Origin of the sequence: Nitratireductor luteus, from assembly GCF_026162365.1 — a bacterium.
In the GTDB taxonomy this organism is placed as follows: domain Bacteria; phylum Pseudomonadota; class Alphaproteobacteria; order Rhizobiales; family Rhizobiaceae; genus Chelativorans; species Chelativorans luteus.
In genome coordinates this window covers 46,956-58,504 of the sequence record NZ_JAOANW010000006.1, presented here as the reverse complement: position 1 = coordinate 58,504, position 11,549 = coordinate 46,956, and the positions used below count along the sequence as shown (strand labels likewise).

General features: G+C 68.0%; 12 protein-coding genes and 2 riboswitches. Of the genes, 7 read left to right on the top strand and 5 right to left on the bottom strand.

Translation table 11 applies throughout. The features are described from left to right. Position 1: 1 nt before the first annotated feature. The 4 genes from cobO to N1058_RS09165 are packed head-to-tail and all read right to left on the bottom strand — an operon-like array spanning position 2 to position 2,094. On the bottom strand, positions 2-616 hold the full coding sequence (cobO, locus tag N1058_RS09180; RefSeq protein WP_265517219.1) for a cob(I)yrinic acid a,c-diamide adenosyltransferase: 615 nt from the start codon (positions 614-616) through the stop codon (positions 2-4). Position 617: 1 nt separating this feature from the next. Then, a complete protein-coding gene (gene cobU, locus N1058_RS09175; RefSeq protein WP_265517218.1) occupies positions 618-1,157 on the bottom strand; it encodes a bifunctional adenosylcobinamide kinase/adenosylcobinamide-phosphate guanylyltransferase in 540 nt (179 codons plus the stop codon). Continuing rightward, entirely contained in the window at positions 1,150-1,896 is a 747-nt protein-coding gene (locus N1058_RS09170; protein ID WP_265517217.1) for a CbtA family protein, read from the bottom strand. The genes cobU and N1058_RS09170 overlap by 8 nt, the downstream gene beginning before the upstream one ends. 15 nt (positions 1,897-1,911) lie before the next feature. After that, the gene (locus N1058_RS09165) at positions 1,912-2,094 is read right to left on the bottom strand and encodes a CbtB domain-containing protein (RefSeq protein ID WP_265517216.1); all 183 of its coding nucleotides are present in this window, start codon (positions 2,092-2,094) and stop codon (positions 1,912-1,914) included. A 34-nt stretch (positions 2,095-2,128) separates the two neighbouring features. Next, a riboswitch (cobalamin riboswitch) is annotated at positions 2,129-2,326 on the bottom strand. A 61-nt stretch (positions 2,327-2,387) separates the two neighbouring features. After that, a riboswitch (cobalamin riboswitch) is annotated at positions 2,388-2,595 on the top strand. Between the two features lie 39 nt (positions 2,596-2,634). On the opposite strand from N1058_RS09165, the gene N1058_RS09160 reads away from it, so the two are divergent. From N1058_RS09160 to N1058_RS09130, 7 genes are read left to right on the top strand one after another with little or no spacing between them, the layout of a single operon-like run. Further along, a complete protein-coding gene (locus N1058_RS09160) occupies positions 2,635-3,093 on the top strand; it encodes a DUF1636 family protein (protein WP_265517215.1) in 459 nt (152 codons plus the stop codon). Then, positions 3,090-4,127: a cobalamin biosynthesis protein CobW gene (cobW, locus tag N1058_RS09155; RefSeq protein WP_265517214.1), complete on the top strand. Its 1,038-nt coding sequence runs from the start codon at positions 3,090-3,092 to the stop codon at positions 4,125-4,127. Before N1058_RS09160 ends, cobW begins: the two co-directional genes overlap by 4 nt. 4 nt (positions 4,128-4,131) lie before the next feature. After that, complete coding sequence (cobN, locus tag N1058_RS09150; protein ID WP_265517213.1) at positions 4,132-7,482, top strand: cobaltochelatase subunit CobN; 3,351 nt, start codon at positions 4,132-4,134, stop codon at positions 7,480-7,482. Next, positions 7,479-8,684: a precorrin-3B synthase gene (cobG, locus tag N1058_RS09145; RefSeq protein WP_265517212.1), complete on the top strand. Its 1,206-nt coding sequence runs from the start codon at positions 7,479-7,481 to the stop codon at positions 8,682-8,684. The genes cobN and cobG overlap by 4 nt, the downstream gene beginning before the upstream one ends. Beyond that, positions 8,684-9,316: a precorrin-8X methylmutase gene (locus N1058_RS09140; protein WP_265517211.1), complete on the top strand. Its 633-nt coding sequence runs from the start codon at positions 8,684-8,686 to the stop codon at positions 9,314-9,316. Before cobG ends, N1058_RS09140 begins: the two co-directional genes overlap by 1 nt. Continuing rightward, the gene (locus N1058_RS09135; RefSeq protein ID WP_265517210.1) at positions 9,313-10,053 is read left to right on the top strand and encodes a precorrin-2 C(20)-methyltransferase; all 741 of its coding nucleotides are present in this window, start codon (positions 9,313-9,315) and stop codon (positions 10,051-10,053) included. Before N1058_RS09140 ends, N1058_RS09135 begins: the two co-directional genes overlap by 4 nt. After that, on the top strand, positions 10,050-10,814 hold the full coding sequence (locus N1058_RS09130; RefSeq protein WP_265517209.1) for a precorrin-3B C(17)-methyltransferase: 765 nt from the start codon (positions 10,050-10,052) through the stop codon (positions 10,812-10,814). Before N1058_RS09135 ends, N1058_RS09130 begins: the two co-directional genes overlap by 4 nt. Here the strand turns inward: N1058_RS09130 and N1058_RS09125 are convergent. Beyond that, positions 10,778-11,548 (bottom strand): cobalt-precorrin-6A reductase, encoded by a 771-nt coding sequence (locus tag N1058_RS09125; RefSeq protein WP_265517208.1) that lies wholly within the window; start codon positions 11,546-11,548, stop codon positions 10,778-10,780. The two genes, N1058_RS09130 and N1058_RS09125, sit on opposite strands and share 37 nt — an antisense overlap. Position 11,549: the final 1 nt, after the last annotated feature.

Here is an 11,549-nt window from a genome sequence, read left to right as displayed (position 1 = left end):
CCTAAAACTCGATGCCCTGCTGCGCTTTCACGCCTGCGGAAAAGTGATGCTTTTCCTGTCCCATTTCCGTCACCAGGTCAGCCGCCTCGACCAGGGCCGGCTTGGCGTTGCGGCCGGTGACGACCACGTGAAGGTCCGGCCTGCGTGCCTGAAGCGACGAGACGACCTTCTCCAGATCGAGATAGTCGTAGCGCAGGGCGATGTTCAGTTCGTCGAGCACCACGAGGCTGATCGAGGGATCGGCCATCAGCGCCTCGGCCTTTTCCCACGCGCGTTCGGCGGCGGCGATGTCGCGCTGCAGGTCCTGGGTCTCCCAGGTGAAGCCCTCGCCCATCGTGTGCCATGAGACGCGGTCGCCGAATGCGGCGAAAGCATCCTTCTCGCCGCTGTGCCAGGCGCCCTTGATGAACTGCACGACGCCCACCCGCTTGCCATGGCCCAGCATGCGCAGCGCCAGGCCGAAGGCGGCGGTCGTCTTGCCCTTGCCGGGGCCGGTATTGACGATCAGGAGACCTTTCTCGACGGTCTTCTCTCCCACCTCGGCATCCTGCACGGCCTTTCGCTTGGCCATCTTGGCCTTGTGGCGCTCGGCTTCCTTTTCGTCGATTTCACGCATGTCATTTCACCTTCATCGGCAGGCCGGCGACCATCAGCGTCACCTCGTCGGCGGCGGCCGCCACCTGCTGGTTCAACCGGCCGGCCGCATCGCGGAAGCGGCGAGCCAGCGCGTTTTCGGGCACGATGCCCAGCCCGACCTCGTTGGAGACCACGACCCATGGTCCGCGCGGCGCGGTCAGCGCCTGCAAGAGCCGCCGGCTTGCCGCCTCCACATCGTGCTCGCCCAGCATCACGTTGGTGAGCCACAAGGTCAGGCAATCGATCAGCACGGGCTGTCCGTCCGGCACGCTTTCGAGCGTCTCGGCAAGCGCTATGGGCGCATCCAGCGTGTGCCAGCGCCCGTCGCGGCGGGCGCTGTGTTCGGCAATGCGCGCGCGCATCTCATCGTCATAGGCCTGCGCAGTGGCAATGTAACACCATGGCGCGGGATGCGCTCCGATCAGCCTTTCGGCATGCGCGCTCTTGCCGGACCGCGCGCCACCCAAGACGAAGCTGAGCGTGCTGCGATCCGGCCCTGAATCAGGCCCCAAATCAGACAAGACCTGCGCGCGGCGCGCCCAGCCGCGCAGAAAAACGCGTCCGCACGAACCCGGCCACAGCCCCCAGAACCAGCCAGAACACGAGGTTCGTCACGGTAGCCGCCACCACGAAACGGTGATGCAATTCGGCTGGCACTGGAGTCTCGTAGCTCGCCGGTTGGGGCGCGCCGACGACATGCGGAGCCACGATCAGCGCCACGCCGATCAGCGCCATGAGCGGCGAAGCGCGGAACGCGATCAGCGCGAGGCCAGCGGCGGTGAGGGCCACCGTGGCGATCCACCAGACCTGCCGGGACAACAGATCGGCCGCGGGCATGGCCGGCAATTCGGGCGGCAGGCCCAGCCCCGGCGCGAGAGTGAAGACGGCAAAGCCGGCAAGACCCCAGAACAGGCCTTGCCGCCAGTTGGCGAGCCCGCCGGCGAATTCCGACGCAACCAGCACCAGCAGCGCGAAGCCGACCCCCGTGACGATATTGGCCAGCGCCGTATAGGCAGCGCGTTCGAATCCGTCCGCCGGCGCCCAGGCGTCTTCATCGTGAGTATGTGCCTGCACCGCAGCCTCCGCGCCGCCAGCCACTCCATCGGTTGCCTCATGGCTGTGCTCGGGCGCAGCTTCCTCGAAGGTTTCCGCCTGCAGGATCAGCGGAACGGTGAAAGCCGTCTGCAGGACCGCCATGACAATGCCGGCGCATAACCCGGCGAGCGCGGCGGCGAACACCACGTTGCGAAAAATATTCATGATCTCACCCTCTCGTCAGTGGCAGGGAAACGCCATGGAGTGGCGGTAATCGTGCCCGGCATTGTGCATGGCTTCGAGCTGTGAAAAGCCCACGAAGCCGATGATGAAGATGCCGAGCAGCCCCGCCAGGGCAAGCTGCAAATTGCGAGATTGTGCGGAAGAAGCCACGTCGTGCGTGGTCGAAGCATGTGTCGCCATATCCGTCCTCTCCCCTCCACCCGAGGGTATTGGTGTCAATTTTCGGTCGCCGGCAGGTTTCCTGGCTCGCGGGTCGATGTTCTTGCCCGCCTTCCCAAAGCTTCAAGCCTCAGTGGCAGATGGGCGCGAACTCTCCGCTTACAGTTGCGGGGGCAGCCGCGGCATTGGCGCTCTCGCGCCGCACCGCATTCCCTTTTGGTCCCTTTCGAGGACCAGCGACGCGCCGACCATAACGAAAATGTGGCGCGCCGCAAACGGTTTGTTGAGCGCATTGACAGGAACGACGAGCCGGCTCTAAATGCATCGCTGACGGTCTTCCTTCCGCAACGGAGGAAGCTAAGAGGGAATACGGTGCGGACTTACCGGTCCAATGCCGTAGCTGTCCCCGCAACTGTAAGCGGAAAGTTTTCGCCGACACGCCACTGAGGCTAGAAGCTTTGGGAAGGCAGGCAAAAGCATCGATCCGCGAGCCAGGAAACCTGCCGTCGAAACGAGAAATCCTGACCGCCTGGCGGGTGACCCGGGCAAGGAGAATGTATTTTGACGATCGACGGCGCCGTTGCGCGCGAATCCCTGACCGACCGCTCCTCTACGGACTGCGATGAAACCGCCGGCGATTCCGAGCCGCGGCATGGCGTCACCGTCATCGTCTGCAGCTCCTGCCGGCATCCGGGTGAGACCGATGTCTCCCCGCGCCCGGGTTCGCTGCTGGCGGCCGATGCCAGGCGCGCGGGCGAGAACAGCGAAGTCAGCGTCAGGCATGTCGCCTGCCTGGGCAACTGCAAGCGCGGCCTCAGCGCCGCCATCCTCAAACCCGGCGCCTGGAGCTATGTCTTCGGCGAGCTCACCACCGACAGCGGTGCCGATCTCATCGCCGGCGCCGAGCTTTTTGCCCGGTCGGCGGACGGCTTCATGCCCTTCCGCGCCCGCCCCGAAAGCCTGAAGCGGGGCCTCATCGCCCGTATCCCCAATTTCGACAACCTGAAGGACCTGCCATGACCGCGTCCGCCGATCGCGTCCCCTGCACCGTCGTTACCGGCTTTTTAGGCGCCGGCAAGACGACTCTCATCCGCAACGTCCTGGAGCGGGCCGGAGGCAAGCGGCTGGCGATCATCGTCAACGAGTTCGGCGATGCCGGCATCGACGGCGAGATCCTGAAAAGCTGCGGCATCGAGAACTGCCCGGAGGAAAACGTGCTGGAACTGGCCAATGGCTGCATCTGCTGCACCGTGGCCGACGATTTCGTGCCGGCGCTCGAACAGATCCTCTCCCGCGAGCCGAAGGTGGACCACATCCTGATCGAGACCTCCGGCCTGGCGCTGCCCAAGCCGCTGGTGCAGGCTTTCCAGTGGCCGGCCATCAGGAACCGCGTCACGGTGGACGGCGTCATCGCCGTGGTCGACGGCCCGGCACTGGCCGAAGGCCGTGTCGCCGCCGATCTCGACGCGCTGGACGCGCAGCGCGCGGCGGACGATTCGCTCGACCATGACGACCCCATCGAAGAGGTGTTCGACGATCAGGTCGCCTGTGCCGACCTCATCATCCTGTCGAAGAGCGATCTTCTCGACGCGGCCGGCAATGAGCGCGCAAGGGGCCGCATCGAGGCGCATCTGGCGCGCAGCGTGAAGATCGTGCCGAGCACCCATGGCAAGGTCGACCCGGCACTGCTTCTGGGACTCGGACTGGCGGTCGAGGACGATATAGAAAACCGCAGAACGCATCATGACCGCGCGGATGACCACGAGCACGACGATTTCGACACCTTCATCGTCGACCTGCCGGCGGTGCCGCATCCCGAAGATCTGGAACGCCGCGTGACCGCCGCCGTCGACACCGGCGAGGTGCTTCGTCTCAAGGGTTTCGCCCATGTGACGGACAAGCCGATGCGGCTGCTCGTGCAGGCGGTCGGCCCGCGCGTCTCGCAATATTACGACCGCGCCTGGAAGGCCGGCGAGACGCCTCGGAGCCGTCTGGTCATCATCGGACTGAAAGGCATCGACCGCGCGCGGATCGAAGGCCTTCTGATGACTTGATCCGATGCATATCCTCGCCACCACCACCGCTTCGCTTGACGATCTGATCGAGCCCGTCGATCTGCGGCAGGCGCCGGCGGATATGGTGGCGCTGTCTTTCACCGACAGCGATCTGGCGGGGCTGGCGGCGGCCTGGCGGGCCGAGGGTGTTACGCTGCCATCCATGCGGCTTGCCGCCCTGCGTGATCTGCGCCACCCCATGTCGGTCGACCTTTGGGTGGACGCCGTGGCGGCCCATGCGCGCATCATCCTGGTCCGCGTTCTGGGCGGCTACGACTGGTGGCGTTATGGCTGCGACCGGCTCGCCGCGCTGGCTCGGAAAAAGGGCATCGCGCTGGCACTCCTGCCGGGCGAAGGCCAGGGAGACGATTCGCGCCTTGCCGAGCGCTCCACCGTCTCGGCGGAAGAACGCGCGGCGCTGCTCGCCTATTTCCGCGAGGGCGGGCCGGGCAATATGCGCGCGCTGGCGCGGCGGCTGGCCTATCTGGCGGGACGCGGGATCGAGGCTCCCGCCCCGGTGCCGCTCGCCAAGGCGGGGTTCTACGCACCGGATCGCGGCATCGTGCCGCTCGACTTCTTCACCGCCCGGTTGGACGAGGCGCGCGCCCTCGTGCCGATCCTGTTCTACCGCTCCATGCTGCTTGCCAGCGACGTGGCGCCCATCGACGCGCTGAGCGCGGCGCTGGAGAAACGCGGCTTCCTCGCCGTCCCCATCTTCGTCTCCAGCCTGCGCGACGGGGAAGCGGCGGCGTTCGTGCAGGAAGCGGCCGGGCGCCTGCGGCCTTCCGCTCTCGTCACCGCCACCGCCTTTTCCAACGGCGCGGAACCCGGCGAGAAAACGCTGTTCGACCGGCTGGGCTTGCCCGTCTTCCAGGTGATCACCGCCACCACCCGCCGCAAGGCCTGGCAGGAGGGCCAGCGCGGGCTGGCGCCGGCCGATCTTGCCATGCATGTCGTCCTGCCGGAGCTGGACGGCCGCATCATGGCCGGCGCGATCTCCTTCAAGGACGAAGCCGACATCGATGACGGCCTGTCCTTCGGCATCCAGCGCAACCGGCCGGAGGAGACCCGCGTCGAGCAGGCTGCCGCCCGCATCGCGGCTCTGCTGGCGCTGCAGGCGAAGCCGCGCGGGGAGCGCCGCATCGTCATCCTCATCCCAGACTATCCGAGCGCGCCCGGCCGCACCGGCTATGCCGTCGGCCTCGACGTGCCGGCCAGCGTGCTTGCCATGCTGCACGACCTCAAGGAAGCCGGCTATGGGGTGGGCGAAATCCCGGCAACATCGCGCGACCTGATGCGCTTGCTGGAAAAAGCATCGGAACCTCTCCCCCTCTCCGACTACCGGCCCTTCTTCGACCGCCTTCCCGAAGCCGCGCGCAACGCTGTCAAAGAAACCTGGGGCGAGGCGGAAGATAAAGAATTCCGTTTCCGCGCCGCGCATTTCGGCAATGTCACCGTGGCGCTCGCGCCCGACCGGGGCAGTGCCGCCGACCGGCGCGCCGACTATCACGACCCGGCGCTCGCCCCCCGCCACGCGCTGCTCGCCTTCGGCGCCTGGCTCCGCGAGAAGCTTGAGGCCGACGCGCTCATCCATGTGGGCGCCCATGGCACACTGGAATGGCTGCCCGGCAAGACCGTCGCGCTGACGGAAACCTGCTTTCCCGAAATCGTTACCGGCGCCCTGCCGGTCGTCTATCCCTTCATCGTCAGCAATCCCGGCGAGGCGGCCCAGGCGAAAAGGCGCATCGGGGCGGTCACGCTCGGCCATCTGACCCCGCCGCTCGCCGGCGCGGGACTTTCCGACGAAGAGCGCGAGCTTGAACGGCTGGTCGACGAATATGCCCAGGCCGACGGGCTCGACCGCCGCCGCCGCGACCGGCTGGCCAGGCTGATCGTCGAGACGGCGCAACGCACCGGCCTGTCGCGCGAGGCGGGGGTGGAGGATACCGGCGACACCGACGCCGCACTGATGAAAATTGACGCCTGGCTGTGCGACCTCAAGGATTTCGCCATCAAGGACGGGCTGCACATCTATGGGCGCGGGCAGCAATCCGGCGACACGCCCGAGAGCTCCGAACGCGCCGCCTGCGCGGAAGCCGAGCGCACCGCCCTTCTGGCCGCGCTTGACGGCCGCCATATCCCGCCCGGCCCTTCCGGCGCGCCGGCGCGCGGTCGCACCGACGTGCTGCCCACCGGCCGCAACCTCTTCACCGCCGACCCGCGCACACTGCCGACGCCGACGGCGAGCGCGCTCGGGAAAATGGCGGCCGACGAAGCCGTGCGCGGCTACTGCCAGGAGCACGGCGAATGGCCGCGCGCGCTCGTGATCGATCTGTGGGGCAGCGCCAGCCTGCGCACCGGCGGCGAGGAGATCGCGCAGGGGCTCGCTCTGATGGGATGCCGCCCGCAATGGGACAACGCCACCGGCCGTGTCACCGGCATCGAGGTGCTGCCTCCTGCCAGCATCGGGCGGCCGCGCATCGATGTCACCTGGCGCATTTCCGGCCTGTTCCGTGATATGTTCCCGACCCAGATCGCGCTTCTCGATACGGCGATAGCCGCGGTAGCCGCGCGCAACGAGGCGGACGGCGAAAACCCGCTCGCCGCCGCGGCGCGCAGCACCGGCAAGGCCCCGGCCCGCATATTCGGCTCGGCGCCTGGCACCTACGGCGCCGGCATCGAGGAGCGCCTGTCGCGCGGCGACTGGCGGGAGCGCACTGAGCTCGGCCAGGCCTATCTCGACGCCGCCTCCCACGCCTTCGGCGGAGCGGAAGGGGAAGGGCACAGCCTGCCCGGCGCCTTCGCGGCACAGGTGGCGGGAGCCGACATGCTGATCCACACCGGCGACGATGCCGGCCGCGACATATTGGAGGGCTCCGCCGATGTCGCCTTCATCGGCGGCTTTTCCGCCGCCGTGGCGGCGCTCGGCGGCAAGGCCGATGTGGTGGTGCTCGATACCACCGACCCCGAATGTCCGCGCGCCCGCTCGCTTGCGCAGGCCATCGCCCGTACGGTGCGGGCGCGGGCCATCAATCCCCGTTTCATCGCCGGCCAGATGCGGCACGGTCCGCGCGGCGCGGCCGAACTGACGGAAACGGTCGACCGGCTGGTCGGCTTCGCCGAGACCACCGAGGCCGTTTCGAGCGCGCTGATCGACGCCGTCTTCGACGCCTATCTTGGCGATGAGGCGGTGCGCGGCTTTCTGCTCCACGAAAACCCCACTGCTGCCCGCGCCATGGCCGAGCGCTTTCGGTCCGCGCGCCGGCGCGGCCTGTGGCACGCGCGCCGTAACACGATCGACGACGACCTGGCGGCGCTCATCGCCGAGGCCGAGAGCGAGGAGGCGACGGCATGACCCTGCGGCGCGGCGCCTGCCCCTCCCTTGCCCAGCCGATGCAGACCGGCGACGGCCTGCTCGTACGGCTGGCGCCCGCCCACGGACGCCTCACGCCGTCCAAGCTCGCGCAGATCGCGCAGGCGGCGGATCGCTTCGGCAACGGGCTTCTGGAGATCACCACGCGCGGCAATCTGCAGATCCGCGGCCTGACCGCGCGAACCGCGCTGCTTCTGGATGACTTCATAGCCGATTTGGACCTCGGCATCGCCAGCGGCCTCGCCGTCGAAACCGGACCGCTCGCCGGACTTGCCAAAGACGAGATCGCGGACCCGCGCGATCTTGCCAGCGCAATCGCCGCGCAAGCAGCCGAACTGCAGCTCGCCCCGAAAGTCTCCGTCACGGTCGACGGCGGCGGACCCTTGCATCTCGGCGAAATCGGCGCAGACATAAAGCTCGAGGCGCTTGCTGGCGGCGAATGGCGGATCGGCATCGGTGGGGTGCGCCGAACCGCCCGCTGGCTGGGTGCCGGCGGCGAAGCGGCGGTGCTGTCCGCGAGCATGGCGATCCTCCGCCTGCTCGCGCAAAAAGGTCGCGAAGCGCGCGCGCGCCATCTGGACGACGGCGATCTCTTCGGCCTCACGGAAGAATTGCAGCCGGCAAACGACCTTGCCGCAAGCAGCTGCGCAAAGCCTATCGGCACCTTCGACTTGAGCGATAATTCCCATGCGATCGGCTTCGCCCCGCCCTTCGGCCAGGCGCGCGCGATCCATCTTGCGGCCCTTTGCCAAGCGGCATCCAACACCAGGGAAATCCGTTTCGCGCCCGGCGGCGGGCTGCTGGTGCTGGGTCTGCCGGCAGGCGACGAAGATACCCTTCGTCTCGCCGCCAGACATTTCGGCTTCATCATCGAGACGACCGATCCGCGTCTTACCATATCCGCCTGCGCCGGCGCGCCCTTCTGCGCCTCCGCTCATCTCGGCACCAAGGCGCTGGCCGAGGAAGCCGCCGCCGCCGGCCTGATCGACGGCACCTTCCGCCTGCATGTGTCCGGCTGCGAAAAGCGCTGCGCCCAGCCGACCGGGGGCTGCGTCAGCCTGATCGGCCGCGAAGGCGCGTTCGTTGTTACCGCCGACGGCACGACCGCCCCGGCACATCTCCGCACCTTCCTTGTCGAGCGGGCGGAAGCGCTGCGCTCGACCCCATCGCGAAAGACCGCCTGATGCCGCAAACCGACTACATCCGCGACGGCAATGCCATCTACGAACAATCCTTCGCCATCATCCGCAACGAGGCCGACCTTTCGCGCTTTTCGGATGAAGAGGCCGATATTGCGATCCGCATGATCCATGCCTGCGGGCAGGTCGAGGCGGCGGCGCATTTCGTCTTCTCGCCGGACTTCGTCGGGCAGGCGCGCGCGGCGCTCAAGGCCGGCGCGCCGATCCTGTGCGACGCCGAAATGGTGGCGCGGGGCGTCACCGCTGCGCGCCTGCCGGCCGGCAACGAGGTGATCTGCACCCTGCGCGACGACCGCACCCCGGCGCTTGCCGAGAAGCTCGGCAACACGCGGTCGGCGGCGGCGCTGGAACTGTGGCGCGGCAGGCTGGAGGGCGCGCTGGTCGCCATCGGCAATGCGCCGACCGCCCTTTTCCACCTCCTCGACATGATCGACGCGGGCGCGCCCAGGCCCGCGGCCATCATCGGCATGCCCGTGGGCTTCGTCGGCGCGGCCGAATCGAAGGAGGCATTGGCCGAAGGCGGCCGCGGCATCCCCTTCGCCATCGTTCGCGGCCGCATGGGCGGCAGCGCCATGACGGCGGCGGCCGTCAACGCATTGGCGAGGGCCGGGCTATGAAGGGAACCCTGATCGGCGTCGGCACCGGCCCCGGCGATCCCGACCTCCTGACTCTGAAGGCGCTGCGCACCCTGCAGGAGGCCGAAGTTGTCGCGTATTTCGCCAAGCGCGGGCGCAAGGGCAATGCCCGGCGCACCGTCGAAGGCCTGTTGAAGCCCTCCGTTATCGAACTGCCGCTGGATTATCCCGTCACCACGGAAATCGACAAAGCGCATATCGACTATATCGACGCCATAGCCGGGTTCTACGAAGAGGCCGCGCGCCGGGTCGAAATCCATCTCAGCGAAGGCCGCGACGTGGCGGTGCTGAGCGAGGGCGATCCCTTGTTCTACGGCTCCTACATGCATCTGCATGTGCGGCTCGCGCCCCTTTATCCGACGCGGGTGATCCCCGGCATCACCGCCATGTCCGGCTGCTGGTCGCAGGCGGGCCTGCCCATCGTGCAGGGCGACGACATATTGAGCATCCTGCCGGGCACGCTGCCGGAAGCCGAGCTCGTGCGCCGGCTTTCCGACACGCAGGGCTTCGTCATCATGAAGGTCGGCCGCAACCTGCCGAAGATCCGCCGCGCGCTCGCCGCCGCCGGCAGGATGGAAGGCGCGCTCTATGTGGAGCGCGGCACGATGGAGAACACGCTGACCCGCCCGCTTTGCAACAAGCCGGACGATGAAGCCCCCTATTTCTCGCTGATCCTCGGGCCGGGCTGGCAGGACAGGCCGCATGAGGCTGTCGCATGAGCGGACTTCTCGTCATCATCGGCACCGGTCCCGGCAACCCAGCGCAAATGACGCCGCAGGCGCGCACGGCAATCGCCGCGGCCAGCGATTTCTTTGGCTACGGCCCTTATCTCGACCGGCTCGACCTCAACGACAGGCAGACCCGCCACGCCTCCGACAATCGCGAGGAGCTCGCCCGCGCCAGGGCGGCGCTGGCAATGGCGGCGTCGGGCCGGCATGTGGCGGTCGTCTCGGGCGGCGATGCCGGCGTCTTCGCCATGGCGGCCGCCGTCTGCGAAGCCATAGAGCACGGGCCGGCCGAATGGCGGCAGCTGGATCTGGAGATAGTCCCCGGCATCACCGCCATGCTGGCGGTGGCCGCACGGGTCGGCGCGCCGCTCGGCCATGATTTCTGCGCCATTTCGCTATCGGATAATCTGAAGCCGTGGGCGCTCATCGAGGAACGGCTTGCCGCCGCCGCCGGCGCCGGTTTCGTAATCGCGCTCTACAACCCCATCAGCCGCGCCCGACCCTGGCAGCTCGGCCGTGCCTTCGAACTTCTGCGCGAAAAGCTCTCCGGGCAAACGCCGGTGATCTTCGGCCGCGCCGCCGGGCGGCCCGACGAGCGCATGTCAATTGTCCAGCTGGACGAGGCGCAGCCCGAAATGGCCGACATGGCCACCTGCGTGATCGTCGGTTCGCAAGAGACCCGCATGATCGCGCGCGACGGCCTGCCCCCGCTGGTCTATGCGCCGCGTTCCTCGGAAAGGCCGATGAGATGATCGTCGACCTGCTCCACGGCTTCCTCTACGGTGTGAACGACGGCAGCACCGGCCTGCTTCGGCCGGGCGATCATGATCACCGGCAGCCCGAGCGCGCGGGCGGCGGCGATCTTTCCATCGGTGGCCGCCCCGCCGCTGTTCTTGGCAACGATCGTTTCGCATCCGTGCCGGATCAGCAACGCCCGTTCGTCATCTTCAGAAAAAGGCCCGCGCGACAGGATGCAGGTCGCGCGCGGCGGCAGGTGCGCGGGATCGACCGGCTCGACGCTGCGAATGAGATAGTGATGCTGCGGCGCCTGGGCGAAGGCAGCCACCTCCTGCCGGCCTATCGCCAGGAAGACGCGGCGCGGCGCGGCGCCCAGAAGTCCGGCCGCCTCTGCCACGTCGTTCGCCATTCGCCAGTCGTCGCCCTCCCCCGGCTCCCAGGCAGGCCGCGTCAGCGTGACGAGGCGCACGCCGGTCATGGCGGCGGCCTCTGCCGCGTTGCGCGCCATGCGCGCGGCGAAAGGATGCGTGGCGTCGATCAGCAGGCCGATATCGTTCTCGCGCAGATAGCGGGCCAGTCCCTCCGCGCCGCCGAAACCGCCGATGCGCGTTTCGCCGGCCAGTGGCTGCGGTGTGCGGGTACGTCCGGCCAACGAAGTGGTAACGCGCAGATCGTCCCGCATCGCGAGACGTCCCGCCAGTTGCCGCGCCTCGCCGGTTCCGCCGAGAATGAGGATATGGGTGGTCATG